At 64.4% G+C, this 26882-nt stretch carries 32 protein-coding genes and 1 pseudogene; 3 read left to right on the plus strand and 30 right to left on the minus strand.

The features are described from left to right. Positions 1–2 precede the first annotated feature (2 nt). Positions 3–800 (plus strand): hypothetical protein, encoded by a 798-nt coding sequence (locus tag ACUXST_RS04400; protein ID WP_458388722.1) that lies wholly within the window; start codon positions 3–5, stop codon positions 798–800. Positions 801–821: 21 nt separating this feature from the next. Here ACUXST_RS04400 and ACUXST_RS04405 read toward each other — a convergent pair whose 3' ends face one another. The 26 genes and pseudogenes from ACUXST_RS04405 to ACUXST_RS04530 all read right to left on the minus strand — a co-directional run bounded on the left by ACUXST_RS04405 (position 822) and on the right by ACUXST_RS04530 (position 22341). Continuing rightward, positions 822–1088, minus strand: coding sequence for a DUF1467 family protein (locus ACUXST_RS04405; protein WP_458388723.1), 267 nt, complete (start codon positions 1086–1088; stop codon positions 822–824). A gap of 9 nt (positions 1089–1097) precedes the next feature. Beyond that, positions 1098–2738, minus strand: coding sequence for a ribonuclease J (locus ACUXST_RS04410; RefSeq protein ID WP_458388724.1), 1641 nt, complete (start codon positions 2736–2738; stop codon positions 1098–1100). Next, the gene (locus ACUXST_RS04415; protein WP_458388725.1) at positions 2735–3523 is read right to left on the minus strand and encodes a type III pantothenate kinase; all 789 of its coding nucleotides are present in this window, start codon (positions 3521–3523) and stop codon (positions 2735–2737) included. Before ACUXST_RS04415 ends, ACUXST_RS04410 begins: the two co-directional genes overlap by 4 nt. A 30-nt stretch (positions 3524–3553) precedes the next feature. Further along, positions 3554–4321: a biotin--[acetyl-CoA-carboxylase] ligase gene (locus ACUXST_RS04420; protein ID WP_458389009.1), complete on the minus strand. Its 768-nt coding sequence runs from the start codon at positions 4319–4321 to the stop codon at positions 3554–3556. After that, entirely contained in the window at positions 4240–5673 is a 1434-nt protein-coding gene (gene nuoN, locus ACUXST_RS04425) for an NADH-quinone oxidoreductase subunit NuoN (RefSeq protein WP_458388726.1), read from the minus strand. Before nuoN ends, ACUXST_RS04420 begins: the two co-directional genes overlap by 82 nt. Beyond that, the gene (locus ACUXST_RS04430) at positions 5673–7199 is read right to left on the minus strand and encodes an NADH-quinone oxidoreductase subunit M (protein ID WP_458388727.1); all 1527 of its coding nucleotides are present in this window, start codon (positions 7197–7199) and stop codon (positions 5673–5675) included. The genes nuoN and ACUXST_RS04430 overlap by 1 nt, the downstream gene beginning before the upstream one ends. Then, entirely contained in the window at positions 7196–9250 is a 2055-nt protein-coding gene (nuoL, locus tag ACUXST_RS04435) for an NADH-quinone oxidoreductase subunit L (RefSeq protein ID WP_458388728.1), read from the minus strand. The genes ACUXST_RS04430 and nuoL overlap by 4 nt, the downstream gene beginning before the upstream one ends. Beyond that, positions 9250–9555: an NADH-quinone oxidoreductase subunit NuoK gene (nuoK, locus tag ACUXST_RS04440; RefSeq protein ID WP_458388729.1), complete on the minus strand. Its 306-nt coding sequence runs from the start codon at positions 9553–9555 to the stop codon at positions 9250–9252. Before nuoK ends, nuoL begins: the two co-directional genes overlap by 1 nt. After that, positions 9552–10157: an NADH-quinone oxidoreductase subunit J gene (locus tag ACUXST_RS04445; RefSeq protein ID WP_458388730.1), complete on the minus strand. Its 606-nt coding sequence runs from the start codon at positions 10155–10157 to the stop codon at positions 9552–9554. Before ACUXST_RS04445 ends, nuoK begins: the two co-directional genes overlap by 4 nt. A gap of 24 nt (positions 10158–10181) precedes the next feature. Beyond that, on the minus strand, positions 10182–10661 hold the full coding sequence (nuoI, locus tag ACUXST_RS04450) for an NADH-quinone oxidoreductase subunit NuoI (RefSeq protein ID WP_458388731.1): 480 nt from the start codon (positions 10659–10661) through the stop codon (positions 10182–10184). Further along, a complete protein-coding gene (gene nuoH / locus ACUXST_RS04455; protein ID WP_458389010.1) occupies positions 10658–11683 on the minus strand; it encodes an NADH-quinone oxidoreductase subunit NuoH in 1026 nt (341 codons plus the stop codon). The genes nuoI and nuoH overlap by 4 nt, the downstream gene beginning before the upstream one ends. Before the next feature lie 26 nt (positions 11684–11709). Then, entirely contained in the window at positions 11710–13719 is a 2010-nt protein-coding gene (gene nuoG / locus ACUXST_RS04460; protein WP_458388732.1) for an NADH-quinone oxidoreductase subunit NuoG, read from the minus strand. Continuing rightward, positions 13712–13849, minus strand: coding sequence for a hypothetical protein (locus ACUXST_RS04465; RefSeq protein WP_458388733.1), 138 nt, complete (start codon positions 13847–13849; stop codon positions 13712–13714). The genes nuoG and ACUXST_RS04465 overlap by 8 nt, the downstream gene beginning before the upstream one ends. Further along, positions 13846–14484 carry a hypothetical protein gene (locus ACUXST_RS04470; RefSeq protein WP_458388734.1) on the minus strand — a complete coding sequence of 213 codons (639 nt, stop codon included), beginning with the start codon at positions 14482–14484 and terminating at the stop codon, positions 13846–13848. Before ACUXST_RS04470 ends, ACUXST_RS04465 begins: the two co-directional genes overlap by 4 nt. A 17-nt stretch (positions 14485–14501) precedes the next feature. Further along, positions 14502–15812 carry an NADH-quinone oxidoreductase subunit NuoF gene (gene nuoF, locus ACUXST_RS04475; protein WP_458388735.1) on the minus strand — a complete coding sequence of 437 codons (1311 nt, stop codon included), beginning with the start codon at positions 15810–15812 and terminating at the stop codon, positions 14502–14504. Continuing rightward, positions 15812–15952 (minus strand): hypothetical protein, encoded by a 141-nt coding sequence (locus ACUXST_RS04480; RefSeq protein WP_458388736.1) that lies wholly within the window; start codon positions 15950–15952, stop codon positions 15812–15814. Before ACUXST_RS04480 ends, nuoF begins: the two co-directional genes overlap by 1 nt. After that, complete coding sequence (locus ACUXST_RS04485) at positions 15949–16095, minus strand: hypothetical protein (RefSeq protein ID WP_458388737.1); 147 nt, start codon at positions 16093–16095, stop codon at positions 15949–15951. The genes ACUXST_RS04480 and ACUXST_RS04485 overlap by 4 nt, the downstream gene beginning before the upstream one ends. Then, positions 16092–16784 carry a complex I 24 kDa subunit family protein gene (locus tag ACUXST_RS04490; protein ID WP_458388738.1) on the minus strand — a complete coding sequence of 231 codons (693 nt, stop codon included), beginning with the start codon at positions 16782–16784 and terminating at the stop codon, positions 16092–16094. Before ACUXST_RS04490 ends, ACUXST_RS04485 begins: the two co-directional genes overlap by 4 nt. Further along, positions 16784–17032 (minus strand): hypothetical protein, encoded by a 249-nt coding sequence (locus ACUXST_RS04495; protein WP_458388739.1) that lies wholly within the window; start codon positions 17030–17032, stop codon positions 16784–16786. Before ACUXST_RS04495 ends, ACUXST_RS04490 begins: the two co-directional genes overlap by 1 nt. Beyond that, positions 17029–18342 (minus strand): NADH-quinone oxidoreductase subunit D, encoded by a 1314-nt coding sequence (locus ACUXST_RS04500; RefSeq protein ID WP_458388740.1) that lies wholly within the window; start codon positions 18340–18342, stop codon positions 17029–17031. Before ACUXST_RS04500 ends, ACUXST_RS04495 begins: the two co-directional genes overlap by 4 nt. After that, positions 18339–19229, minus strand: a complete 891-nt coding sequence (locus ACUXST_RS04505; RefSeq protein ID WP_458388741.1) for an NADH-quinone oxidoreductase subunit C — start codon at positions 19227–19229, stop codon at positions 18339–18341. Before ACUXST_RS04505 ends, ACUXST_RS04500 begins: the two co-directional genes overlap by 4 nt. After that, positions 19229–19690 (minus strand): annotated as a pseudogene (locus ACUXST_RS04510) (NuoB/complex I 20 kDa subunit family protein); the annotation flags it as partial. The gene ACUXST_RS04505 and the pseudogene ACUXST_RS04510, both read right to left, overlap by 1 nt. A 110-nt stretch (positions 19691–19800) precedes the next feature. Next, positions 19801–20178 carry an NADH-quinone oxidoreductase subunit A gene (gene ndhC, locus ACUXST_RS04515; protein ID WP_458388742.1) on the minus strand — a complete coding sequence of 126 codons (378 nt, stop codon included), beginning with the start codon at positions 20176–20178 and terminating at the stop codon, positions 19801–19803. Positions 20179–20253: 75 nt separating this feature from the next. Continuing rightward, the gene (locus tag ACUXST_RS04520) at positions 20254–21066 is read right to left on the minus strand and encodes an inositol monophosphatase family protein (protein WP_458388743.1); all 813 of its coding nucleotides are present in this window, start codon (positions 21064–21066) and stop codon (positions 20254–20256) included. A gap of 6 nt (positions 21067–21072) precedes the next feature. Then, complete coding sequence (gene efp, locus ACUXST_RS04525) at positions 21073–21636, minus strand: elongation factor P (RefSeq protein WP_458388744.1); 564 nt, start codon at positions 21634–21636, stop codon at positions 21073–21075. An 87-nt stretch (positions 21637–21723) separates the two neighbouring features. Beyond that, positions 21724–22341, minus strand: coding sequence for a M23 family metallopeptidase (locus ACUXST_RS04530; protein ID WP_458388745.1), 618 nt, complete (start codon positions 22339–22341; stop codon positions 21724–21726). Positions 22342–22388: 47 nt separating this feature from the next. Here ACUXST_RS04530 and ACUXST_RS04535 point away from each other — a divergent pair, with 47 nt between their 5' ends. Continuing rightward, positions 22389–23153: a DUF72 domain-containing protein gene (locus tag ACUXST_RS04535; protein ID WP_458388746.1), complete on the plus strand. Its 765-nt coding sequence runs from the start codon at positions 22389–22391 to the stop codon at positions 23151–23153. Here the strand turns inward: ACUXST_RS04535 and ACUXST_RS04540 are convergent, their stop codons facing one another. Genes ACUXST_RS04540 through ACUXST_RS04550 form a run of 3 tightly spaced genes read right to left on the minus strand, consistent with a single transcriptional unit; the run spans position 23154 to position 25026 of the window. Beyond that, positions 23154–23423, minus strand: coding sequence for a hypothetical protein (locus tag ACUXST_RS04540; RefSeq protein ID WP_458388747.1), 270 nt, complete (start codon positions 23421–23423; stop codon positions 23154–23156). A gap of 50 nt (positions 23424–23473) precedes the next feature. Then, complete coding sequence (gene thiE / locus ACUXST_RS04545; RefSeq protein WP_458389011.1) at positions 23474–24145, minus strand: thiamine phosphate synthase; 672 nt, start codon at positions 24143–24145, stop codon at positions 23474–23476. Next, positions 24142–25026, minus strand: coding sequence for a fructose bisphosphate aldolase (locus ACUXST_RS04550; RefSeq protein ID WP_458388748.1), 885 nt, complete (start codon positions 25024–25026; stop codon positions 24142–24144). Before ACUXST_RS04550 ends, thiE begins: the two co-directional genes overlap by 4 nt. Positions 25027–25154: 128 nt before the next feature. Between ACUXST_RS04550 and ACUXST_RS04555 the strand changes: the two genes are divergently transcribed. Next, positions 25155–25679 carry a TlpA family protein disulfide reductase gene (locus ACUXST_RS04555; protein ID WP_458388749.1) on the plus strand — a complete coding sequence of 175 codons (525 nt, stop codon included), beginning with the start codon at positions 25155–25157 and terminating at the stop codon, positions 25677–25679. Here the strand turns inward: ACUXST_RS04555 and ACUXST_RS04560 are convergent. Next, positions 25676–26881: a phosphoglycerate kinase gene (locus tag ACUXST_RS04560; RefSeq protein WP_458388750.1), complete on the minus strand. Its 1206-nt coding sequence runs from the start codon at positions 26879–26881 to the stop codon at positions 25676–25678. The genes ACUXST_RS04555 and ACUXST_RS04560 overlap by 4 nt on opposite strands. Position 26882 lies beyond the last annotated feature (1 nt).

Here is a 26882-nt window from a genome sequence, read left to right on the forward strand (position 1 = left end):
TAATGAAGTTTTTCTCGAAGCTCGCCGCCCCGAATGAAGCTGAAACGCCAAAGCCCGACGCTGAAGAAAAGCCTGCAAAGCCGCGGAGTTACACCGTCGGCTGGCTGCTGCAGGTGAACAAGACGAGCGTTATCTGGGATGCTCCCCAGCCATTCAAGACCGGCACGGCGAAGAACCCAGTCGCCAAATCGGTTGCTCAGTGCCCGGCAGTCCTGGACTTCGACCGGCGCTACTTCGTCATCAACTGCCCGATCGACCTGCACCTCCGCCTGAGCAACAACAAAGGCGAACTCGGCATTACGAACATGCTCTTCGACAAGAGCCCGATCCGCCCGAACGCACTATCGGACATGGTCGTGTTCCAGCCCCAGGAAGAGTGGCGGGATCCCACCAAGCCCGTTCTGCAGATGATGACGTCGTACATCTTCGTTTCGGACCATCCGATCTACGTGAACCAGTATCCGCCATTTCTGAACTACAATCCGGTGGCGCGCCCCGGTGTGCAGATCAATGGCCGCTTCCCGATCGATATCTGGCCGCGCGCGCTGCAGTGGGCATTCGAATGGCACGACATGTCCAAGGACCTGGTCCTGAAGCGCGGCGAGCCCCTGTTCTACGTCCACTTCGAAGGGCCCGATCCATCCGCGCCGGTGCGGATGATCGAGGCGAAGAAGACGCCTGAACTGGTCGACTACATCGATTCGATTACCGGGGTGACCGAGTACGTGAGCCAGACCTACTCGCTGTTCAAGAATGCGCGGGAACGTCGTCCCGAAAGGCTGCTCTACCCGAAGGAGTAGCAGCCACGAGCCCGGGCTGCTCTAGAGCCGGTGGTAGATGTCGAGGTCGTCCGGCGTAATCCAGCCGTTCGCCCAGTTCAGATAGTAGATCGCGAATAACACTGCCGCGACGGCTGCCGACTTGAGGAGATGCCGCTTCAGGTCGAAGCGATGCGGCGCGCTGTCTGCCTGGCCGGGGACCTTGGGCGCCCCGACCTCCTCGTCGGTCTTCACACCGAATGGCAGCAGCGCGAAGGCCGTCGCTGAAATGAACAGGAAATAGATCGCAATGATCGACGTGAACTTCATGGCTGCGGGTTAGCGGCCTACCTGAAGCAGAGTAACGTCTACGAGTGGCTTCTTTCCGGTCCACAGGGTGGCGCAACGGCGGACCGCAAGACGCACTGCTTCGCGCACCTTGTCCTCGTCGCCGGGAGGTGTGAACGCCCGCTTGGCCGCGTCCGTGGCGTCGGCGATGAAATCGTCGCGATCTTCCTCGACGGGCACGCCGAACGGCCGGACGAGCGGCGCGCCGGCCAGTTGGCCGTTTCTGCCGACCGGCACGGACACCGCAATGAGGCCACCGAAGCCGATCCGACGCCTCTCGTTGATGGTTGCGCCGTCGGCCGGGAGAATAACGTCCCCGTCGAGGACGAGTTGCCCAACATGGAGCTCGCTAATCTTCTTCGGATCGCCGGGTGCGAGACGAATGACGTCGCCGTTCTTCTGGACGATGGCGTGGGGAATGCCGCTGGACAGCGCCAGTCGCGCATGTTCGGCCAGATGGCGCGGCTCGCCGTGGACCGGCACGACGACCTGCGGACGGACCCATTCATACATCTGCACTAGCTCGGGCCGCCCCGGGTGGCCGGAGACGTGGACATGGGCCTGCCGCTCGGTGACGATGCGGGCGCCCAGGTCGGACAAGGCATTCATGATGCGACCGATGGCGACTTCGTTGCCGGGGATGATGCGCGACGAGAAGATCACCGTGTCGCCGCCGGTCAGCTTCAATTCGTGGTTGCCGAGCGCGATGCGGCCAAGCGCGGCGCGCGGTTCGCCCTGCCCGCCGGTGGCAATGATCAGGACTTCATCGCGCGGAAGTCGCATGGCTTCCTCGAAGCTGATCGGCCGCGGGAAATCCTTGAGGTAACCGGTCGACTGAGCGACGCGCAGGATGCGGTCGAGCGAGCGGCCGGCGATGCACACTTGCCGCCCGCTTTCGAGGCCGACGCGGCCGATCGTCTGCAGCCGGGCGGCGTTTGACGCAAAGGTAGTGACGAGCACGCGCCCCTTGGCGTTCTTGACTTGCTCGAGCAGCCCCTGGTGGACGCTCTCTTCCGAGCCGGAGAAGCTGTCCTGGAAGACGTTGGTCGAGTCACAGACTAGCGCCCTCACGCCCTCGTCGCCGATCCGCTTCAGCGTCTCCACGCTTGGCGCTTCGCCGAGCACCGGAGTCTCGTCGATCTTCCAGTCGCCGGTGTGGAAGACGTTGCCGAACGGCGTCTCGATCAAGAGGCCATTTCCCTCCGGGATCGAGTGGGACAGGGCGACGAATGTGATCTTGAACGGCCCAAGCTCGATGCTGCCGCCGCGGTCCACGACGTTGAGCTTGACGTGGCCGGTGAGCCCCTCCTCCTCGAGCTTTCCTGCGATCAAGCCTGCCGTGAAGGGCGTTGCAAAAAGTGGAGCCTTCAGCTCCTCGCCGAGGTACGGCAGGGCGCCGATATGGTCCTCGTGCCCGTGCGTGAGGACGATGCCCGCGAGCCGTTTCTGCTGCTTTTCGATGAACTCAAGGTCCGGGAGGATGAGGTCGATGCCTGGGTAACTCGGGTCGGCGAAGGTCAGACCGAGGTCGACCATGATCCACTGGCCACGGCAGCCATAGAGATTGACGTTCATGCCGATCTCGCCCGAACCGCCGAGCGCACAGAAGATCAGTTCCTCGCCGGGGATCATTGAGATTCACTCGTTCCCATCTGGTGCAGCATGCTCAATCCCTGGATTGTAAGGTCGGGCTCAATGACGTCGAACACATCCGTGTGCTTGTCGAACAGGTCCGCAAGGCCGCCCGTCGCGATCACCGTCACGGGCCGTTCAAGCTCACGTTCGATGCGCTGGGTCAGGCCCTCCATCATCGCGACGTAGCCCCAGTAAATGCCGTTGATCATCTGCGTCTCGGTGGTGCGCCCGATCACCGAGAGGTTGTCCGCCGGTGCTTCGATGGCGATCCGCGGGAGCTTGGCTGCGGCGTTCACCAGCGCGTCGAGCGACAGGTTGATGCCAGGCGCGATGATGCCGCCCTTGTAGGCCCCGGAGGCGTCGACGACATCGAACGTGGTGGCCGTTCCGAAGTCGATCACGATGAGGTCGCCAGCGTGCTTCGCATGAGCCGCGATCGCGTTGAGAGCACGGTCGGCACCGACGCTCTGCGGCTCATCGACGTCCAGCAGGATCGGCCAGGCCGCCCTGCCCTGCCCCGCGACCAGCGGCTCGACGTGGAAATATTTGGATGCGAGGACTTCAAGATTGTGAAGAGCGCGCGGGACGACGGTGCCGATGATCACTGCGTCGACGTCGGCACGGCTATATCCCTCAAGCTCGAGCAGCTGATGCAGCCAGACGGCATATTGGTCAGCGGTGCGGCGGGGGTCGGTCGCGATCCGCCAGCGCGCCTTGATGGTGCTGCCGTCGACCAGCGCGAACACGAGGTTCGTATTTCCGACGTCGACGGCAAGCAGCATGGGCGGGTGACTAGACCGGAGCGTAACTGTTCACAACTCGACGTCGCCGGCACGGATCAGCTCGATCGCGCCCCCGTCGAGCAGCAATCGCAAGGCGCCATCGGGCTCAAGTCCACCGAAGCGGCCACTGATGGTCTCACTGTTCCCGAGGTGGACGGTTAGTTCGGTGCCGCGCGGATGGGCCCGATCCTGCCAGGCATCGACAAGCGCCGAGCTTCCCCCTGTGCGCCAGAAGGCAAGCAGGCGGCTGAAGCTGCCAGCGAGCAAAGGTGCGAAGGCTTCGGGCCTCATGGCACCGTCAAGCGACGCCGTCTGGCGGTCGGCCAGGTCCACTTTCGACGCCAGATTCACGCCGAAGCCGACCACGACCCGGTGGCCGCTTCGCTCGAGGAGGATGCCGGCGAGCTTCCTGCCCGACAGCAGGAGGTCGTTGGGCCACTTGAGCGACAAGGCCTGGCCGGGCACCGCCACGTCCACGGCTTCGATCAGGGCCAACCCCGCCGCAAGCGAGAGCATCGGCGCAGGTGGGTCCTCATCGCGGAGCTGGACCACCGTGCTGCCGTAGAAATTGCCCGCTGCGGGAACCCACTCGCGTCCGTGCCTGCCGCGGCCCGAAGCCTGGTCAAGGGCGACGAGCCAGTCACCTTCAACGGCGGCGCTGTCGGCGATCAGGTCGGCGTTGGTCGAGCCGGTCTGCTCGACGACCCGGATGCGGCTCAGAAGATCGACCCCGCGGCGCGATCGGTGATGGCCTGGAGCGGACCGATCAGCAGGTAGCCAAGCGGCGACACGAACAATGCCGCAAGCAGGATCAGGATGCCCTGCAGCGGCTGACGGACACGACCGTACGGAACCTCCGGGTCGTCGAAATACATGACCTTGACGATACGCAGGTAATAATAAGCGCCAATGACGGTGCCGATGATGCCGGCAACGGCCAGCGCCACGTAGCCGCTGGCGACGGCCGCGTTGAACACCATCAACTTCGGCCAGAAACCGAATAGCGGCGGAATGCCGGCCAGGCTGAACATGAAAGTGGCGATGGCGAGCGCGAAACCGGGGCGGGTCTGCGACAGGCCCGAGAGGCTCTCGATCGTTTCGACTGGCCGACCCTCGGCGTCGCGCATCCACAGGACGCAGAGGAAGGCGCCGAGCGTCATGACGATGTAGACGGCCATGTAGAACAGGACGGAGGACGCTCCGCGCGGCCCGGCCGCAGCAAGTCCGATCAGCGCGAACCCGACGTTGTTGATCGACGAGTAAGCGAGCAGCCGCTTGATGTTGGTCTGGCCGTATGCGGCGATTGCGCCCAGGAAGATCGAAGCGAGGGATGCGAAGATGACGATCTGGCGCCATGCATCGGTGGCCGGTCCGAGCCCTTCCAGGCAGACGCGGGTGGCCAGGAGCACCGCGGCAACCTTCGGAGCCGAAGCGAAGAATGCGGTGACCGGTGTCGGCGCGCCTTCATAGACGTCGGGCGTCCACATGTGGAACGGCACGACGCTCGCCTTGAACGCGAGACCGGCGAGGACGAAGACCAGGCCGAACAGCAGGCCGAGCGTTGGCGCGCCGCGGCCGAACGCGGCCGCGATGCCGTTGAAATTCATCGTGCCGGTAAAGCCATAGAGCAGCGAGATCCCGTACAGCAGAATGCCGCTCGCGAGCGCGCCCAGGACGAAATACTTGAGGCCGGCCTCGGCCGACCGTTCGTCGCTCCTGCGATAGGAGGCGAGGACGTAGGCGGCGAGGCTCTGCAGTTCGAGGCCCACGTAAAGCGACACGAGGCTCGTGGCGGACACCATCACGCTCATGCCGACGGCGCTGAACAGGATCAGCACCGCATATTCGCTGCTGTGCTCGGTCCCGCGCTCGAACCACCCATGAGCGGCGAGGATGGCAACGGCAGCGGCGGGGAACATGACCGCCTTGCCGAAGCTGGCGAAGAGGTCGGCGGAGAGCAGGCCGTCGAACACCGGTCCGGCGTGCGACGGAGCGCCGATCAGTGCGAAGGTGGCGGCAATCAGGAGCGCGATGGCCAGCCAGCTGGTCAGACCGGAAGCGCGCCGCCCGGCGAAGGCGGCGACGAGCATCAGCACGATGCCCCCGACACTGAGAATCAGCTCCGGAAGAATGGGTGCGAAGCCGCCCATCAATGCGTTCCTTGCTCGGCGGTCCGGGCCGGCACGGCATGCCCGGGCGTTGGACGGGAGTCGCCCTGGGGTGCCACCCGCTCAAGCCTGACGAGAACGCGGCCGACGTCCTTGCGAATCGGGCGCAGGAAGCTCTCCGGATAGATACCCATCCACAGCACGGCAGCGGCGATCGGCGCCAACAGCCACCATTCGCGGGCGCTGAGGTCGACCAGGGCGGCGGCCTCCGGCGTGCGGGCCTCACCGAAGGAGATCCGCCAGTACAGCCACAGCATGTAGGCCGCGCCCAGGATGATACCCGTGGTCGCAACGATCGCGGCCCAGGTGGAGGCGCCGTACGTACCGATGAGGGCGAGGAACTCGCCGACGAAGCCGCTGGTGCCTGGAAGGCCGACGCTGGCCATGGTGAACAGCATGAACAGCAAGGCGTAGCCGGGCATGTTGTTGGCGAGGCCGCCGTAGCGCTCGATCTCACGGGTGTGCAGGCGATCGTAAACGACGCCAACGCACAGGAAGAGCGCGCCCGAGACGAGGCCGTGGCTCAGCATCACGATCATCGCGCCTTCGATGCCCTGCCGGTTCATGGCGAACAGGCCGAAGGTCACGAACGCCATGTGCGCGACGGACGAATAAGCGATCAGCTTCTTCATGTCGCGCTGCACGAGTGCGACAAGGCTGGTGTAGACGACGGCGATTCCGGACAGGGTGAAGACTAGCGGCACGAACATCGCCGAGCCTTCCGGGAACATCGGCAGCGAGAAGCGGATGAAGCCGTAGCCGCCCATCTTCAGGAGGACGCCGGCAAGGATCACCGAGCCGGCGGTAGGCGCCTGGACGTGCGCATCCGGAAGCCAGGTGTGGACCGGCCACATCGGCATCTTCACCGCGAAGCTGGCGAAGAAGGCGAGCCACAGCCACTTCTGCGCTCCGACCGCGAAGTCGTACGCCATCAAGGCGGGGATCGACGTCGTGTGCGCGGTGAGCGTCATGTAGAGCATGGCGATCAGCATCAGCACCGAGCCGAACAGCGTGTAGAGGAAGAACTTGTAGCTGGCCTTGATGCGCTCGGCGCCGCCCCAGATGCCAATGATGAGGTACATCGGGATGAGGCCGCCCTCGAAGAAGATGTAGAACAGGAACAGGTCCTGCGCCGCGAAGACGCCGATCATCAGCGCTTCCATCAGCAGGAAGGCGGACATGTATTCCGGCACCCGGCGTTCGATCGCTCGCCAGCTGGCGCCGATGCAGATCGGCATCAGGAACACGCTGAGCATGATCAGCACCATCGAGATGCCGTCGATGCCGAGCGCCCAGCTGACACCGCCGCCAAGCGGCAGCCGCTCGACGAACTGCCACTGGGCGCCGTCAGGATTGTAGGCGGTCCACAGATAGACGCCGAGGACGAGGTCGATCAGCGTCGCGATCAGCGCGATCCAGCGGGCGCTATTTGCGTTGACGAACAGCGCAACCACGCCGGCGATCAGCGGCACCGCGATCAGGATGGTGAGCACTGGCAATCCGCTCACTTGGCCCACCAGATCGCCCAGGTGGCGGCACCGATCAGCCCAAGCAGCATCACCAGCGCGTACGAGTAGAGGTACCCCGACTGAACCCGCGCCGCGACGCGGTTGCCGGCGGCGACAGCCACTGCAGCGCCGTGCGGACCGAAGCGGTCGATCGTCTTCTCGTCACCGCGGTGCCAGAACAGACGGCCGAGCCAGATCGCCGGACGCACGAAGATGAGGCCGTAGAGCTCGTCGAAATACCACTTGTTGAGCACGAAGCGGTGCACTGGCGGGAAGGTCCGGACGAAGCCGCCTGCGGCGCGCGGATCACGGATATAGTTGTTCCAGGCGATCCACAGGCCCAGCAGCATCGCGATCGTCGGAGTCCATTTGATCCAGACCGAGATGTCTTCGCTGGCCTCCGCGAGGTGCTTGCTGAAAGCGACCGCACCACGCCAGAACTCGGGTGCGCGCTCTGGGCCGATGAAGATGTTATGGAATGCCTGTCCAGCGAGCACCGCACCGATCGCCAGCAGGCCGATCGGGATCAGCATGGTCAGCGGACTCTCGTGCGGGTGGTAACCGGCGGTGCCCTCGGGCGGCGTTGCCTGCGAATGCGAGCTGTCGCCATGCTCCGCGTCAGGATGATCGTGGTGTTCACCGTGAACCGCGTGCTGGATATGCTCCGACGCGGCCCAGCGCGGCTGGCCGAAAAAGGTCAGGAAGATCAGCCGCCAGCTGTAGAAGCTCGTCAGGAGCGCGGCGATCGCGCCGAGCCAGAAGGCGATCACGCCGGACACGGAGCCACTCGCCCAGGCGCTCTCGAGAATCGCATCCTTCGACCAGAAGCCGGCAAAGCCGAACCCGCCGCCGACGTCGACGCCAACGCCGGTGATCGCCAGCGTGCCCGCGACCATGACCCAGAAGGTGAAGGGGATCTGCTTCCGGAGCGCTCCGTAGAACCGCATGTCCTGCTCGTGGTGCATGGCGTGGATCACGCTGCCCGCACCGAGGAACAGCAAAGCCTTGAAGAAGGCGTGCGTGAACAGGTGGAACATCGCCGCGCCGTAGGCGCCGACGCCAGCGGCGAAGAACATGTAGCCGAGCTGCGAGCAGGTCGAATAAGCGATGACGCGCTTGATGTCATTCTGCGACGTGCCGATCGTCGCTGCAAAGAAGCAGGTGATCGCGCCGACCCAGGTGACGACGTGCATCGCCGTCGCGCTGGCGTTGAACATCGGCGACAGGCGGCAGACCATGAACACGCCGGCGGTGACCATCGTCGCCGCGTGGATGAGGGCGCTGACCGGCGTCGGGCCTTCCATCGCGTCCGGCAGCCAGGTGTGGAGGCCAATCTGCGCCGACTTGCCCATCGCGCCGACGAACAGCAGCAGGCAGAGCAGCGTCATGGTGTCGACGCGCATGCCGGCAAAGCCGATCGTCGATCCCGCCATGTGCGGCGCTGCGGCCAGGATAGCAGGGATCGAGACGGTTCCGAACACCAGGAAGGTGCCGAAGATGCCGAGGCTGAAGCCGAAGTCGCCGACCCGGTTTACGACGAACGCCTTGAGTGCCGCGGCATTGGCCGACGGCTTGTAGTACCAGAATCCGATCAGCAGGTAGGACGCGAGACCCACCCCTTCCCAGCCAAAGAACATCTGGACCAGACTATCGGCGGTCACCAGCATCAGCATCGCGAAGGTGAACAGCGACAGATAGGCGAAGAAGCGCGGCTGGCTGGGGTCCTCGTCCATGTACCCCCAGCTGTAGAGGTGGACGAGGCTGGACACGCTGGTGACGACGACCAGCATGACGGCCGTCAGCGAGTCTAGCCGGAGCGCCCAGTCCACACTGAGGTCGCCTGAGCGGATCCAGTCGAGAACCGGCACGACGACGGGCTGCGCGTTGCCGGCGATATACTGGAAGAAGATCGGCCAGCTCAGCAGTGCGCCGATGAACAACGCGCCGGTCGTCACCACCTTCGCCGGCGTCTTGCCGATCCAGCGGCCCCCGAGTCCCGCAATGATGGCGGCGACCAGCGGCAGGAAAACGATAAGAAGGAGCGAGTGCATCAGCCGTGCATCCGCGTAGCCGCGTCGACGGCAATCGAACCCTGGCGGCGGAAGAAGATGACGAGGATGGCGAGGCCGATCGCCGCTTCGGCCGCAGCGACCGTCAGCACGAACATCGCGAGCACCTGCCCGGTGAGGTCGCCGAGGTAGGCCGAGAAGGCCACCAGGTTGATGTTCACGGCGAGCAGGATCAGCTCGATCGCCATCAGCATCAGGATGACGTTGCGACGATTGAGGAAGATGCCGAGCACGCCAATCGTGAACAGGATCGCCGCAACGGTGAGATAGTGCGCGAGGCCGATCACAGGGTCATCCCCTCACCTACTCCTGGCTTCAGGTTCTTGACCGCATCTTGCGGGCGCCGGGCGATCTGCCTGGCCGAGTTCTGAGCACGCGTGTCACGGCGCTGACGATGGGTGAGCACGATTGCGCCGATCATCGCCACCAGCAGGATCAGACCGGCGACTTCGAACGCGAACAGGTAGCGGCTGTAGAGAAGCTGGCCGATCGCGACGATGTTCGGCTGGTGCGTGACGGCGACGTGCCCGCCGCTGATGACCGGGCCCGCCCTCCAGGCGCTCACCGCAATGACGATCTCCGCGAGCAGGACCAACGCAATGATAATCCCGAACGGCAGGTTGCGCGTGAAGCCTGAGCGTAGCTGCGCGAAGTCGATGTCGAGCATCATGACGACGAACAGGAACAGCACCGCGACCGCGCCGACATAGACGATCACCACCAGCATCGCGATGAACTCGGCACCCACGAGCAGCATCAACCCCGCCGCGTTGAAGAACGCGAGGATAAGCCACAGCACGCTGTGGACCGGGTTGCGCGCGAAGATCACCGCAATCGCCGAAGCGATGGTGAGCGTCGCGAACAGGTAAAAGGCGATTGCTGCGATCAAGTGGGGGACCCTGTTGCGGCGCGCTTACTTGTAGGGTGCATCGGCGGCAAGGTTGGCGGCGATCGCCTGTTCCCACCTGTCACCGTTCGCGAGCAATTTCGCCTTGTCGTAGAGAAGCTCCTCGCGAGTCTCGACAGCGAATTCGAGGTTCGGGCCCTCGACAATCGCGTCCACCGGACAGGCCTCCTGGCACAGGCCGCAGTAGATGCACTTCACCATGTCGATGTCGTAGCGGGTGGTACGACGGCTGCCGTCCTCGCGCGGTTCGGCTTCGATGGTAATGGCAAGCGCCGGGCACACCGCCTCGCACAACTTGCAGGCGATGCAGCGCTCTTCGCCGTTGGGATAGCGGCGAAGCGCGTGCTCGCCGCGGAAGCGCGGGCTCTGCGGCGCCTTTTCGTAGGGATAGTTGATCGTCGCCTTTGGCTTGAAGAAATACTTCAGCGTCAGTGCATGACCGCGCAGAAGATCCCACAAGGTGAAGGCTTTGAGCCAGGCGATCATGCGCCGGCTCCATAACGGGTGAGCATCAGCCATCCGGATACCAGGAAAACGAAGACGAGGCTGAGCGGCAGGAAGATCTTCCAGCCCAGCCGCATGAGCTGGTCGTAGCGATAACGCGGGACGGTCGCGCGAACCCAGCTGAACACGAAGAAGAAGAAGCCCATTTTCAGGAACAGCCAAATGATGCCGGGCACCCAGTAGAGGAAGCCGATATTCAGCGGCGGCAGCCACCCTCCCCAGAACAGGATCGAGTTCAGCGCGCACATCAGGATGACGTTGCCGTATTCGCCCAGCCAGAACAGCGCGAAGCTCATCGAGCTATATTCGGTCTGAAACCCGGCAACGAGTTCGCTCTCCGCTTCGGTCAGGTCGAACGGCGTGCGGAAGGTCTCTGCCATCGAGCTGATCAGGAACACCACGGCCATCGGGAACAGCAGCGGGTTGAAGCCGAAGCCGTTGAACAGCCCGAGCACGTGACCGGTCTGCCTGAGTACGATGGTGCTGATGTTGAAGCTGTCGGCCCAGAGCACGACGGTGATCAGGACGAAGCCGATGGACACTTCGTAGCTCACCATCTGCGCGGCGGCCCGCAGTGCCGAGAAGAATGGGTACTTCGAGTTCGAGGCCCATCCCGCGACGATCACGCCGTAAACGCCGAGCGAGCTTGCAGCGAGCACGTAGAGCAGGCCGACGTTGATATCGGCAAGGACCACGCCGGCCTGGAACGGGATCACCGCCCAGACGATCAGCGCCGTCGTGAAGGCGACGATCGGCGCGATCAGGAACAGTCCCTTGTTCGCGCTGGTCGGGACGATGGTCTCCTTGAGGAACACCTTGAGGCCATCGGCAAAGCTCTGCAGCAGCCCGAACGGACCGACGACGTTCGGACCACGGCGAAGCGCGATCGCCGCCCAGATCTTGCGGTCGGCATAGATGATCATCGCCACCGCCAGCATCAGCGGTAAAGCGATGACGAGGATGCCGATGACCGTGGCTAAGAACCACGCCCAGTCGTACTGCATGTGCCAGTGGCGCACGAAGAAGTCGGTCACTCCGCCGCCTCCTCGAAGGGCAGCCCAAGCACCAGCTCTTCCGAGCAGCGGTGCATCGTCGGGCTGGCCCGGCAAATCGCGTTGGTGAGGAAGAAGTCCGCGATCGGGTAGCGGACCGACCCTTCTGCCTTGGTCGAGAGCTTGGGCGGCGACCACGGAAGGTCGATCAGCCCGTCGCGCCCGAGCTGCGGATATTCGGCGACCATCCGGGCGCGAACCTCGTCGAAGCTATCGAACGGCAGCGGCGAGCCAAGCAGGCCCGAGACCGCGCGCAGGATGGCCCAGTCCTCACGGGCCTCGCCCGGCGGGAATGCCGCCTTCTCGCCGCGCTGCACACGCCCTTCGGTGTTGACGTAGGTGCCGTGCTTTTCGGCGTATGACGCAGCAGGGAGGACGAGATCTGCCATGCGTGCGCCGGCGTCGCCGTGGTGGCCGATGTAGACCTTGTACGCGCCGCCGAACCGTTCCGGCGCGACTTCGTCAGCGCCAAGCAGCAGGACCACTTCCGGAGACGCCGCTTCAATATCCGCGATGCCACCCGCTTGTGCGTAGCCGAGGACGAGCGATGCCATGCGCGAGGCGGAGGTGTGGAGGACGTTGAAGCCGTTCCAGCCGTCCTTGATCAGCCCAAGCGGCCCCGCAAGCGCCAGCGCGGCGCCAAGAGCGCCCGCTCCGAGCGCGCCGGGGCCGACGATCATTGCCGGCCGCTCGGCGGCGGCGAACGCGTCCGTAACCGCCTTCGGAAGATTGCCAAGCAGGCCCAGATCCTCGCCCAGCCATTCCGTCGTGATGCCCAGATCGACCTGCGGGCCGATCGCGAACACCTTGCCGCCCTTGCGCGCGATCTTGCGAACGCGGGTGGCAATCAGCGGCGCTTCCCAGCGGATGTTTGACCCGACCAGCAGCACCACGTCGGCAGTTTCGATGCCGGCGATCGTCGAATTGAACGCCACCGCGGAGAGACTGCCGGTCTCGTAAGTCATGCCGGTCTGCCGGCCCTCGAGCAGGTTCGAGCCCTGCGCGGCGAGCAGCGTGTTGGCAGCATACATCGTCTCGGCGTCCAGCAGGTCGCCAGCGATCGCGGCCACCTTCGGACCAGCCTTCTTCAGCTTCTTGGCGAAGAGTTGCAGCGCTTCCTGCCAGTTCGTCTCGCGCAGCTTGCCCTTGTCCCGCACCCACGGGCGGTCGAGGCGGTTGCGGACCAGCGCGTCGACGTGATGACGAGTCTTGTCGCTGATCCACTCCTCGTTCACGTCCTCGTTGATGCGCGGCAGGATACGCATGACCTGGCGCTGGCGAACGTCGAGCCGGATATTGGAGCCAACCGCGTCCATGACGTCGATGCCCGGCACGCGCCGGAGCTCCCACGGCCGCATCTCGAATGTCTGCGGCTTCTGCAGCAGCGCTCCCACCGGGCATACGTCGGCAAGATTGCCCGCAAGTTCGGTCGTGACAGTCTGTTCGAGGTAGGACGTGATCTGGCTGTCCTCGCCGCGGTACAGCATGCCGATCTGCGGCGTGCCGGCGACTTCGGACGAAAAGCGGATGCAGCGCGTGCACTGGATGCAGCGCGTCATCGATGTCCGGATGATCGGCCCCATGTACTTGTCGTCGATCGCGCGCTTGTTCTCTTCGAAGCGCGAACCGCTCCGGCCATAGGCCATCGCCTGGTCCTGGAGGTCGCACTCGCCGCCCTGGTCGCAGATGGGGCAATCAAGCGGGTGATTGATGAGCAGGAACTCCATCACGCCTTCCCGCGCCTTCTTGACCATCGCGGTGTCGGTGCGGATTTCCTGGCCGTCGGCGGCGGGCAGAGCGCAGCTCGCCTGGGGCTTTGGCGGCCCGGGCTTCACCTCGACCAGACACATGCGGCAGTTGCCGGCGATCGACAGCCGCTCGTGATAGCAGAAGCGCGGGATCTCCTTGCCGGCAAGCTCGCACGCCTGCAGCACGGTCGCGCCCTGCGGGACCTCCAGCTCGACGCCGTCGACGGTGACCTTAGGCATCGGAATCCTCTTCGCCGTGCTTCACCCGGCGCTCGATCGTGGTCACCCGCGGTCCGCCGCCCCGCGACGCGAGCACGGCGATCAGAGCAATGACGATTACGATGATGATAATGATGGTGGTCGTAGTCATTTGGCGAGCCTGACATAGGCCAGAGCAATGGGGCCGCGCATGACTTCACGGTCGAAGTCAACACGCACGATCGATGCTGCTTTGGCGCACTGCTCGAATGCAGGCCAAAGAGCCTTGGCTTGCGCCGAGTCTTCGGTGCTGTCAGGCGCCGTCAAAATCCACACACGAGCGTCTTCGGCATTCGCGCCAACGACGCACTCGCCGAGGCTGGCGTTCTCCGCCTCCCACCTATGGCGCAGATCGCGTGTCCCAGTTCCTCTTTTGCCTTGCGGTCCTCGCGAGCTGTTTGCTTCGGCGTTTGCCTGTCGAGCTCGCGGCCAATTGAGCGCCGGTGCACTGGCGAAGTCATGCTGGACGAGCGCGTTGGCCAAAGCGCCGCGGTAACTGTCGACGGTGAAAGTGGCCTGCGAGTTGCCGTCGAAAACGCTGAGACATGCGCGATCCGAGGGCACTCGGTTGCGATCGATTTTGCCGCTGGGCGCATCGGCGAGGAGATACGCCTGCACCTCATCGTGATTCTTGCGAACGACGCACTGACCAAGGTCCCAGAGAAGGGCACTCAGACTCGGTCCAGCGTTGGTCTGACCTGGAAGGGCATGGGCCTGCGTTGATCCGAAAAGGAGCGGAATCACCATGAAAGCTGAACCCAGCCTCATTCCGCTGCCTCCAGCATCGTACGACCGGTGCGTTCGGCGATGCGGCGCTCGAGCTCGGGGCGGAAGTGGCGGACGAGGCCCTGGATCGGCCAGGCGGCGGCGTCGCCGAGCGCGCAGATGGTGTGGCCTTCGACCTGCTTGGTAACGTCGAGCAGCTTGTCGATCTCGGCGACTTCGGCGTCGCCCTCGCGGAGCCGCTCCATCATCCGCCACATCCAGCCGGTGCCTTCGCGGCACGGCGTGCACTGGCCACAACTCTCGTGCTTGTAGAAGTAAGAGATGCGGCTGATCGCGCGCACGATGTCGGTCGACTTGTCCATGACGATGACCGCCGCGGTACCGAGACCGGAGCCCAGCGCCTTGAGGCCGTCGAAGTCCATCGGCGCGTCCATGATCTCGGCCGCCGGCACCAGCGGCACCGACGATCCGCCCGGGATCACGGCGAGCAGATTGTCCCAGCCGCCGCGAACGCCGCCGCCGTGCCGCTCGATCAGCTCGCGGAAGCTGATGCCCATCGATTCCTCGACGACGCAGGGCGTGTTGATGTGGCCGGAAAGCTGGAACAGCTTCGTGCCTTCGTTCTTCGGGTTACCGATGCCGGCGAACCAGGCCGGCCCGCGCCGCAGGATCGTCGGCACGACCGCGATGCTCTCGACATTGTTGACCGTCGTCGGGCAGCCGTAGAGGCCGGCTCCGGCGGGGAACGGTGGCTTGAGGCGCGGCTTCCCCTGCTTGCCCTCGAGGCTTTCGAGCATCGCGGTTTCTTCGCCGCAGATGTAGGCGCCGGCGCCACGGTGGACGAACAGGTCGAAGTCGTAGCCCGAGCCCGCAGCGTTCTTGCCGAGCAGGCCGGCTTCATACGCCTCCGCAACGGCGCGCCGTAAAACCTCGGTTTCGCGGATGAATTCGCCGCGGATGTAGATGTAAGCGGCGCGCGCTCGCATCGCGAAGGCGGCGATCAGCGCACCTTCGATCAGCTTGTGCGGATCGTGGCGAATGATCTCCCGGTCCTTGCAGCTGCCGGGTTCGGATTCGTCGGCGTTGATGACGAGGAAGTTGGGTTTGCCGGGCTTCGGCTCCTTGGGCATGAAGCCCCACTTCATGCCCGTCGGGAAGCCGGCGCCGCCGCGGCCGCGCAGGCCAGACGCCTTCACCTGATCGATGATTGCGTCCTGGCCGATCGCCATCAGCGCCTTGGTGTTGTCCCAGTCACCGCGCGCCTGCGCCGCCTTCAGGTACGGCGACTGGAAGCCATAGACGTTGGTGAAGATGCGGTCCTTGTCCGCGAGAGGCCCGGTGTAACCCATCAGAACGCCCCCGACTGATGCGCGATGAAGAGGGCGACCAGGACGATCACCGCAAGCACGGCAAACTTGATCATGCCCTTCACGAACCGGAACGCGAGGAACGCCAGAACAAGGGCGACGATGATGGCGACGATCGTCATCTGATCCGCTTCGTCCCGAACTTGTTCTGCGCGAACATGACGACGCCGACGCACAGCGCGACGATGATGGCGATCTTGATGATCTTCAGCAGCAAGCCGACGAGCAGGATGCCGATCACCACGGCGATGATGAGGCCGATCACTGCGCCCCCTCCCCGGTCGCGCCGGTCCATTGCGGGCGATAGTCGTAATTGCGCTCGGCCATCTTCTTGAGCGTGGTCGGGCCGCCGACCGGGCAGCTGGCCTGGCGATCGATCTGGGGGCCCGGCTTCCGCGTTTCGCCGCGAGCGAGAGCATCCAGGATCGCGGTCATGCTCTCGCCGGTCAGATCCTCATAATTGTCGTCGTTGATCTGGACCATTGGCGCGTTGGCGCAGGCACCGAGGCATTCCACTTCGGTGAGCGTGAACAGTCCGTCCTCGCTGGTGTGGCCCTTCTGAAGGCCGCGCTTGTAGCAGGCGTCGAGCACGTCGTCGGAGCCGCGCAGCATGCACGGCGTCGTTCCGCATACCTGGACGTGGAAGCGGCCGACCGGCGCCAGGTTGAACATCGTGTAGAAGGTCGCGACCTCCAGGACGCGGATGTAGGTCGTGTCGAGTTCGCGGGCGACGAACTCCATCACCGGAATCGGCAGCCAGCCCTGCGTCTGCGTCTCAGCTCCAACCTGCCGCTGGGCGAGATCGAGCAGTGGAATCACCGCCGAGACTTGCCGTCCCTCGGGGTAGCGGGCGATGATCTCGCGCGCCGACCGCGAATTCTCGGCAGTCCACTGGAAGCCCTCCCAGCGGGCGCGCTGCTCGGCGCTGTCGACGATGGAAGCCTGGCCGGCCATCAGCTCGCACTCCTCTTGCCGCGACGAGCTTCGAACCAATCGATAATCTTGAGGACCGCCCAAAACCCGTTCGTGACGAACCCAAAGGCTAGACATACAAGCAGAAGGTTGATTGCGATGCTCTGGCCGCGGCCAGCAAGAACGGACACGCCTATCGCCAACAGCGCCATGACCGTTGTGAGCGTCAAAGCCAGTTTGATCAGCATGATCTTGAGCTGGCGTTCGGATATATCGACCGCAACCGTCACCGGTCCACCTCCCCGAACACGATGTCGATGGCGGAGAGCACGGCGGTGACGTCGGCGAGCATGTGGCCCTTCATCATGAAGTCCATCGCCTGCAGGTGCGAGAAGCCGGTCGGGCGGATCTTGCAGCGATAGGGTCGGTTGGTGCCGTCAGCGACCAGGTAGACGCCGAACTCACCTTTCGGGCTTTCGGTCGCGACGTACACTTCGCCGGCGGGCACGTGGAAGCCCTCCGTGTACAGCTTGAAGTGGTGGATGAGGGCCTCCATCGAGGTCTTCATCTCGGCTCGGTGCGGCGGGAACACCTTGTTGGTGGCGCCGATCGGACCGGCCGGCATCTCGCGAAGACACTGCCGCGCGATCTTCCAGCTTTGGCGGACTTCCTCCACGCGGACCATGAAGCGGTCGTAGCAGTCACCGTTGGTGCCGACAGGAATGTCGAACTCCATCCGGTCGTAGACTTCGTACGGCTGCGAGCGTCGGATATCCCACGGGATACCGGATGCGCGGATCATCGGACCGGAGAAGCCCCAGGCGATCGCGTCTTCCTTGGAGACGGTGCCGATGTCCACGTTGCGCTGCTTGAAGATGCGGTTGTCGGCAACGAGGCTGATCGCGTCTTCAAACAGCTTCATGCGGTTGTCGAGGAAGTCGCCAATCTTGTTCAGCACGGCGGGCGGGATGTCCTCATGAACTCCGCCCACCCGGAAGTAGTTCGCGTGCATTCGCGCGCCGGACACATGCTCGTAGAGCTGCATCAGGTCTTCGCGGATCTCGAACAGCCAAAGGTTGGGCGTCATCGCGCCCACGTCCATGATGTGGCTGCCGAGGTTCAGCATGTGGTTCTTGATGCGGGTCAGCTCCGCCATCATCGTGCGGATGTATTGGGCGCGGATGGGGATCTCGAGACCGAGCAGCTTCTCGATCGCCAGCACGAAGCTGTGCTCCATGCACATCGGCGAGCAATAATCGAGCCGATCGAAGTACGGGATCGCCTGGGCGTAGGTCTTGTACTCGATCAGCTTCTCGGTGCCGCGGTGGAGCAACCCGACGTGCGGATCGACGCGCTCGACAATCTCGCCGTCGAGCTCCAGGATCAAGCGAAGAACGCCGTGTGCAGCCGGGTGCTGCGGGCCGAAGTTGATCGTGTAATTGCTGATCTTCTCGTCGCCGGGATCGCGCGGATGGCCGAGCTCGTCGCGAAACTCCTCGCCCTCACGGCCGCCGACATTCACTTCGACAAGACGCGGCGCTTTGGGCCGCGCGCCGGTGCCGCCGCCTTCGGTCAGGAGATCGTTGCGCGTGTCGGTCATCCGGCGCTCCCGGTCGGCCGACGCTTGCCTCGCCCGGTCGGTTTCGGATCGGGCGTATCGCTGGGCTTCAGAACTTCCTGCTCCGCCTTGGCGTCACTGGACTTGAGCGCTTCCGCCTGCCCGACATCGTCGGCGGGCTTTCCGCCACCGCCCTCGCCCGGCTTTTCCGACGTGCGGTCCGAATTGACGGGAGTCTTGACGTTCTCCGGCTGGTTGCCGGCAGGAGCAGGCGCGGCCGAAGGAGCGCCCGCCTGTTCGGGAGCGGCCTTCTCGTCGCCGGGAAGCACATATTGCGGCCCTTCCCACGGCATCAGGAAGTCGAAGGTGCGGAAGTCCTGCGGCAGCGCGACGGGTTCGTACACCACGCGCTTCTCCGCCTCGGAATAGCGCATCTCGACGTGGCCGGTGAGCGGGAAGTCCTTGCGGAACGGGAACCCCTCGAAGCCGTAATCGGTAAGGATCCGCCGCAGGTCGTCGTTGCCGCTGAACGGCACGCCGTACATGTCGAACACTTCGCGCTCGAGCCAGCCAGCGACCGGCCAGAGACCGGTCACGCTCGGAACGGCCGTCGACTCATCCGTCGAGAGCTTGATCCGGATACGCCGGTTGAGCGTGAGTGACAGCAGGTGGTAATTGACTTCGAAGCGCTCGGGACGCTGCGGATAGTCGACGCCGGCGATCTCCATCAGCTGCTGGTATTCGAGGCCGGGTGTGTCGCGGAGCGTCCGGCAAACATCGACGATGCTGTCGCGATGAACGACCAGCGTCACTTCGCCGACGGCCTCGCGCGCCTCGATCAGGGCAGCGCCGATGGCCGCGGTCGCCGCTTCGACCACGCCGTCATTCGGTGCCGTCGTGGGCACATGGGGAGCCAGGTTGACGGACATTACCGCTCGATCGTGCCTTCGCGGCGGATCTTCCGCTGCAGCTGCATGATTCCGTAGAGCAGCGCCTCGGCGGTCGGCGGGCAGCCCGGCACGTAGATGTCCACCGGCACGATCCGGTCGCAGCCGCGAACGACGCTGTAGCTGTAATGGTAATAGCCGCCGCCATTGGCGCAGCTGCCCATCGAGATGACGTAGCGCGGCTCGCTCATCTGGTCATAAACGCGGCGGAGAGCCGGAGCCATCTTGTTGCAGAGCGTGCCGGCGACGATCATCACGTCCGACTGGCGCGGGCTGGCGCGCGGCGCAGCGCCAAATCTTTCAAGATCATAGCGCGGCATGTTCACATGGATCATCTCAACCGCGCAGCAGGCGAGACCGAACGTCATCCACCACAAGGAGCCGGTTCGCGCCCAGGTGAACAGGTCCTCGGCCGTCGTGACCATGAACCCCTTCTCGTTCAGCGATTGCTGGACTTCGAGAAGCTTCGCCTGATCCACCTCGCCGGGAACGAGTCCGGCAATGCGTGCCAGCTCTTCCTCGGTCGGCATCCGGTCCTCGGGACCGCGGAGCATCACTCCCATTCGAGCGCTCCCTTCTTCCACGCGTAAGCAAGGCCAAGGCCAAGCTCGAGCAGGAAGACCATCATTGCGGCCCAGCCGGTCCACCTGGTGAAATTGAGGCTGACCGCCCACGGGAACAGGAACGCGGCCTCGAGATCGAAGACGATGAACAGGATCGCGACGAGGTAGAAGCGGACGTCGAACTCGGCGCGGGCATCCTCGAATGCCGGGAAGCCGCACTCATATTCGGACAGCTTCTGCGGATCCGGTTGGTGCGCGCCAGTGAACCGTGAGACGATCATCGGCAGCACGACGAACGCCGAGGACAGCCCCAGCGCGATGATCAGGAACAACAGGATCGGCAGGTAGCCTGCGGCGACGCTTGCCAAAGGGGGATACTCCAGGGCTCGAAGACTTGGCGGCGCTTTAGGCCAGCGAGTAGCGCCTCGCAACCATCTGAACCGCTATCTCAGCGCTCCGGCGACAAGCTTTTGCAGCTTTGAGTGAATGGCCGCCGATCCCGCGACATATTCACCGCGCTCGAAGGCCCGGTCGGCGCCGCGATAATCGGTCACGAAGCCGCCCGCTTCGCGGACCAGAAGCACGCCGGCGGCGGTGTCCCAGAGGTCGAGACTGTCTTCCCAGAAGCCGTCCATCCGCCCGGCGGCGACCCAGGCAAGGTCGAGCGCGGCAGAGCCAAAGCGGCGAACGCCGGCGACCTGCGGGCCGACAGCGGCGTAGATCTTCGCCCACTGCAGCACATCGCCCCGCCCGAAGTGCGGGATTCCGCTACCGATGGCGGCGTCGGCAAGGTCGCGGCGAGCCGAAACCCGGAGCCGCGCATCCTGGAGCCACGCACCCCTGCCCTTTTCCGCCCAGAAGCTCTCATCGGTGAGCGGCTGATAAACGAGGCCCTGGGTGATCTCGGTACCGCCGCCGGGCTTCTTCTCCTCGACGGCGATTGAGATCGAGAAGTGCGGGATGCCGTGGAGGAAGTTCGTCGTCCCATCGAGCGGATCGACGATCCAGCGCGGCTTTTCCGGGTTGCCGGCAATCTCGCCGCCTTCCTCGAGGAGCATGCCCCAGTCGGGCCGCGCGTTGCGAAGTTCCTCGACGATGGTCTGCTCGGCACGCTTGTCGGCCATGGAGACGAAGTCGGCAGGCCCCTTGCGGCTGACCTGCAGCTGCTCGACTTCGCCGAAGTCTCGGCGAAGGCGCGGCGCTGCCTTGCGGGCAGCGCGGGTCATGACGGTGATCAATCCGGAGTGGGCAACCATGAGCGACTAGTCCGCGCGGCGGACATATTCCTGGCTGTAGACGTCGACGACGATCCTAGTCCCGGCGCCAATGTGCGGCGGCACCATGACGCGAACGCCATTGTCGAGGATCGCCGGCTTGTAGCTGGACGAGGCGGTTTGCCCCTTCACGACGGCGTCCGCCTCGACGATCGTCGCTTCGATCTGGTCCGGAAGCTGAACGCTGATCGGGCGTTCGTCGTAGAGCTCCATCACCACGTCCATGCCGTCCTGAAGGAAGGCTGCGGCGTCGCCGAGCAGGTCGCGCGGAAGGCTGATCTGCTCGTAATTTTCCTTGTCCATGAACGTCAGCATGTCGCCGTCGGCGAACAGGAACTGGAAATCCTTGGTGTCGAGGCGAACGCGCTCGACCGTCTCGGCGGAGCGGAAGCGGACGTTGTTCTTGCGGCCGTCGATGAGGTTCTTCATCTCGACCTGCATGTAGGCGCCGCCCTTGCCGGGCTGGGTGTGCTGGATCTTCACCGCGCGCCAGATGCCGCCTTCATATTCGATGATGTTGCCGGGACGGATGTCCACGCCGCTGATCTTCATGTCGTCTCTCTTGGGAGATGGTGGAAATAGCCGGCCACCGGACCGCTTGGCGAAGCCGGCAGATTGGGGCGCCTCCTAGCCGCTGCCCTATTTCCCGGCAAGCAGCGGGTAAGGATTGATCGGCGTGCCGTTCCACCACCGCTCGCCGGGCGCCATCGTGTTCACGGCGAAGTGGAGGTGGGGACCCGAAGGACTTGCGTCGCCGGTGTGGCCGACGAGCCCGATCACCTGGCCGCGCTTCACCTGCTGTCCTTCATGCAGCCCCGGCGCATAGGCGGACAGGTGGGCGTAGTAATACATCCACTTCTGGTCCGGCGAGCGCTCGTAGATCGTCATCCCGCCACGGACGCTGTTGAACAATTTCTCGACCGTACCGTCGGACGCGGCGATCACCGGCGTGCGCTCGGCGGCCATGATGTCGATGGCGTCATGACGCCGTCCCTGCGACCGCGCGGCATCGAAGGTGTCAGTGAGCTGCTGTGACCGAATGCCAACGACGGGCAGCGCAAGGCCGGACGGCGCAAGCTGGATCTGCTCCGCGATCTGCACCGCAGGGGCATTCTGCGGCTTGACGCTCACGACGGGGCCGTTGCGAGCGACCGTCGGCGGGTTCGAAGCCACCGAATTGTAGAACCAGATCCAGAACGCGCTGACCACGACCGCTGTGAGCACAGCAGTGACGATGGCAGTACCGAGTATCCTCATCATGCGTTCTCGCAACCCTCGCGCAGAAGCGTTGTTGAGGTGCAACGATGAACGGAACAACTGTATCTGACAACAGCGCTGCCGCGATCCACATCGGCTGCTCCGGCTGGGTCTACAAGCACTGGCGCGGGATCCTGTACCCCGAAGGCCTTCCGCAGAAGCGGTGGTTTGCTCGCTACGCCGAGGATTTCGACACCGTCGAGATCAACGCCAGCTTCTATCGCCTGCCGCTCGCCTCGACATTCGAGGGCTGGCGCGAGCGAGCGCCCCAGGGGTTTCGCTACGCGATCAAGGTCAACCGCTTCATAACGCATCTGAAGAAACTCGCCGGAGTAGCGGACGAGGTTCAGGAATTTGCAGCATTATCGCGGCGGCTGGAGCACACGCTGGGGCCCCTGCTCTACCAGCTTCCGCCTAACTTGAAGCTCGACCTCGTCCGACTCGAGAACTTCCTCAAGACGGTCCCCGCCGACCTCATCAACGTCTTCGAGTTCCGCAATCCGGACTGGTACGTGCCGGAAACCTACGCGCTTCTCGATCAGTACGGCGCTTCCTTCTGCGTCCATGACATGCACGGTTCGAAGACAGAGCGCGTCGCCGTGGGGCCGATCGCCTACGTCCGCTTCCACGGGGGCGAAGGCAAATATTGGGGACGCTATTCCGACGAGGGGTTGTTGAACTGGACCGACTGGATCCTCGACCAGTCACGCCAGGGCCGCGCCGTCTGGTGCTATTTCAACAACGACATCCACGGCAACGCCATCCACGACGCCCAGACGCTGAAGTCGATGGTGCGGCAGCTGGGCCGCTGATCAGTCTTCTTCGGCCGGCGCATTCGGAGTCTCCCCGACGTCCTTGTCGCCGAGCTGGCCCTTGCCGAAATAGCCCATCCCGCTCTGACCGCCGTGGAAGCCGGCGCTCTCCTTGCCCGTGTGCGGGTTCGGGTAGGCGCCGCCTGCCGACTGGCCTGCGTTTTCGTCCATGTCGGGCCGGCCGCTGCTCGGCGGATTCTCCTCGTTCGCGACCGCTTCGCCTGCGCCGTCGGTCCCGTCCGCGGGCATCGGCTTCTTGTCGTCTGCCATCTTGATCTCCTTCGGCCCATCAACGGCGACGCGTCGCGCCGCGTTCCGGATCAGGAGCTGACGAACCCTTCGAAGGCGCGAACGGCAGCGGCGGGATCGTCTTCGCCCCACACGGCCTGGCTTACCGCCAGGAAGTCGGCGCCGGCTTCGACCAGTGGCTTCGCATTGTCCGGCGTGATGCCGCCAATCGCGACGCACGGGATCTCGAACACGGTCGCCCACCAGGTCAGGATCGAAGGGTCGGGACGAAAATCGGAAGGCTTCGTCGTCGTCGGGTAAAAGGCACCGAACGCGACGTAATCCGCGCCTGCCTCACCGGCATCCATCGCGAGGTGCCGGCTGTCGTGGCAGGTCTTGCCGATCTGCGCGTCCGGCCCGAGCAGCGCTCGGGCTGCACGGATATCGCCGTCCTCCTGGCCCAGGTGAACGCCGTCAGCCCCAAGCCGCTTGGCCAGGCTCATGCTGTCGTTGACGATAAAGGCGACCTCCGCATCGGCGCAGATGCGCTGGAGCGGCTCGGCCAGCTTCGCCAGCGAATGTTCGTCGACGTGCTTCACGCGAAGCTGGAATGCCGCCGCGAAACCGGGCTCCAGCGCTGCCTTGAGCCGGACGGGAAAGCTGCCGCCAACCTCCTGCGGGCTGATCAGGTAGAGCTTGCACGGCCCCCGCTCCACCAGAGCGAACTCCTGCGCGAAATCGCGGGTGACTTCGTCCAAGGTCAGACCGGAAGTTCGGAGACTGACGCTTCGTAGATCTGGTCGATCGCCGTTTCGAGCGAGCCGTTGAATTCTTCGTCGCTCTGCTGATGGCGAAGGTCCGACAGGAGGGCGCGGCTGAAGCTGGCGATTAGGCCGGGATTACGCGCCAGTTCGCGGCAGGCTTCCTCGCGCGAAAAGCCGCCGGAAAGCGCGACTACGCGAAGCACGTTGGGATGGTCGACCAGCGGTTTGTACAAGCCGGCCTGCGCGGGCAGCGAGAGCTTCAGCATGACCCGCTCGCCTTCGTGCAGTTCGTCGAGACGGTCGCTAAGCTCGGCAAGCAGAATGCGGTCCGCTTCGTCCCGCGACGGGCTCTTGATGTTCACTTCCGGCTCGATGATCGGCACGAGCCCGTGCCCGAGCACCTGCCGCGCAACCTCGAACTGCTGGTTCACTATCGCAGGAATACCGTCGCGATTGGCGACGTTGATCACCGACCGCTCCTTGGTCCCGAACACGCCAAGGCTCTTGGCGCGGACCAGCAGCGCGTCGAGGTCGGGCATCGGCTTCATCAGCTGGACGCCGTCTTCCTCGGCCTCCAGCCCCTTGTCGATCTTGATGAAGGGAACGACGCCAAGGTCCGCAAGCGCCTGGGGGGTCGGCTTGCCGGCGACCGTTCCGTCCATCGTGCGCTCGAAAAGGATTGCGCCGATGACTTTTCCGGAACCGAAGCAGGGCGCGGTGATGATCCGTTCGCGCATCTTGTGGATGAGGCCGAACATCTCCTCGTCGCTGCCCCAGGCGCCTTCCTCGACGCCATAGCCTTGGAGTGCCTTCGGCGTTGACCCGCCCGACTGGTCGAGCGCGGCGATGAAGCCGTCTCCCTGTTCAATCCTGCTCGCCATTTCCGAGTGATTCATTGTCACCACGCATCCCCTCTGATTGGCGGCTCCCCTAGCCCGCCTCTGCGGCCTGAACAACAAGCCTTGACGGGCGGCAGCATCGGGTGAAGCTTCCCACGGGGGGATGAGTCATGAACATTAGGATGATTGCTGCGGCCGTCGCGCTTGTGCTGGCAGCGAGCGGTGCTGACGCTTCGCGGCTTAAGGTCGGGCAACCGGCTCCCGACGCTCTCCTGGTGCTTGCGAACGGACAGCGCGTTCACCTCTCACAGCTTCGCGGCCAAGTGGTGGTGCTCAATTACTGGGCAACCTGGTGCGCTCCCTGCCGGACCGAGCTACCGCTGCTGGACGGCTATTATGTCGCCGCCGCGAAGCGCGGCTGGCCGCTCAAGGTCTTCGCCGTGGCGACTGAGGACAGCGTGCCGAAGTCTCAGCTCAAGCACCTGTTCGACGTACTTTCGATCTCGCCAACTGATCGCATTCGGGGGCCGTTCGGCGATGTTCAGGCCCTGCCGACCAATTACGTGATCGATAAGGGCGGCGTCCTCCGATACGCTCATTCGGGCGCATTCGACCTCGATGATCTCAACGCCCTGCTGATCCCGCTTCTGAAAGAGCCGGCACCCGGCGGTCAGCCTTCGACAACGCCCAACTAGGCTCGCTCGAGCGCCGCTACTCCAGGAAGCGTTCGCCCCTCCATCCATTCCAGGAATGCACCGCCCGCGGTCGAGACAAAGGTGAAATCGTCCGCAACGCCGGCATGGTTCAGCGCGGCCACGGTGTCCCCACCGCCGGCCACGGAGACCAGAGATCCGTCCGTCGTCAGCGCTGCCGCGGTTTTCGCGAGTGCGACCGTGGCCGTGTCGAACGGCGGCGTTTCGAAGGCGCCGAGCGGGCCATTCCAAACCAGCGTACGGCAATTCTTCAGGACGTCGGCAAGCGCCTCGACAGCGGCCGGTCCGACGTCGAGGATCATCTCGTCGCCCCGGACCTCGTGCACGTTGCAGGTCCTGAGGCTCTGTGGATTGGGCGCGAATTCCTTCGCGACGACCACATCGTAAGGCAGGTGGATGGTACAGCCGGCCTGGTCGGCACGGCCGAAGATGCTCTCGGCCTCTCCAGTCAGCTCATGCTCGCAGAGCGACTTGCCGACATTGACCCCGCGCGCCGCGAGGAACGTGTTAGCCATGCCGCCGCCAATGATCAGGTGATCGACCTTGCCGACCAGATGGCCGAGCACGGCAAGCTTCGTCGAGACCTTGGCGCCGCCGACGACCGCTGCGACTGGCCGCTGCGGATCGCCGAGGGCGCGTTCCAGCGCCTTGAGCTCCGCCTCCATCGCACGCCCTGCGAAGCTCGGCAGAAAGTGCGTGATGCCCTCCGTCGAGGCGTGCGCCCGGTGCGCCGCTGAAAAGGCGTCATCGACATAATAGTCGCCGAGTGCAGCCATGGCCCTGGCAAGCTCCGGATCGTTCTTCTCTTCGCCGAGGTGAAAGCGGGTGTTCTCGAGGATGCCGACGTTCCCCGGCAGCATGGTGGTTATCGCTCGCTCCGCCTGCGGCCCCTGGCAGTCCTCGATGAACCGGACGGAGCGGCCAGTCAGTCTGTGAAGCGGCATGACGAGCTGCGCGGTCGACATGTCGGGGCGCACCTGTCCCTTGGGCCGACCGAAGTGCGCCAGCAGCAGCACGATAGCACCGCGATCGCTCAGCTCGGCGATCGTCGGCACTGCAGCGCGGAGCCGCGTATCGTCACTGACGGCACCATCCTGCATCGGTACGTTCAGGTCGACACGCAGCAGGACCTTCTTGCCGGTGAGGTCATCCGGCAGGTCGTCGAGGGTCTTGAACCGGCTCACT

It is taken from the genome of Sphingomonas sp. F9_3S_D5_B_2 (assembly GCF_054263715.1).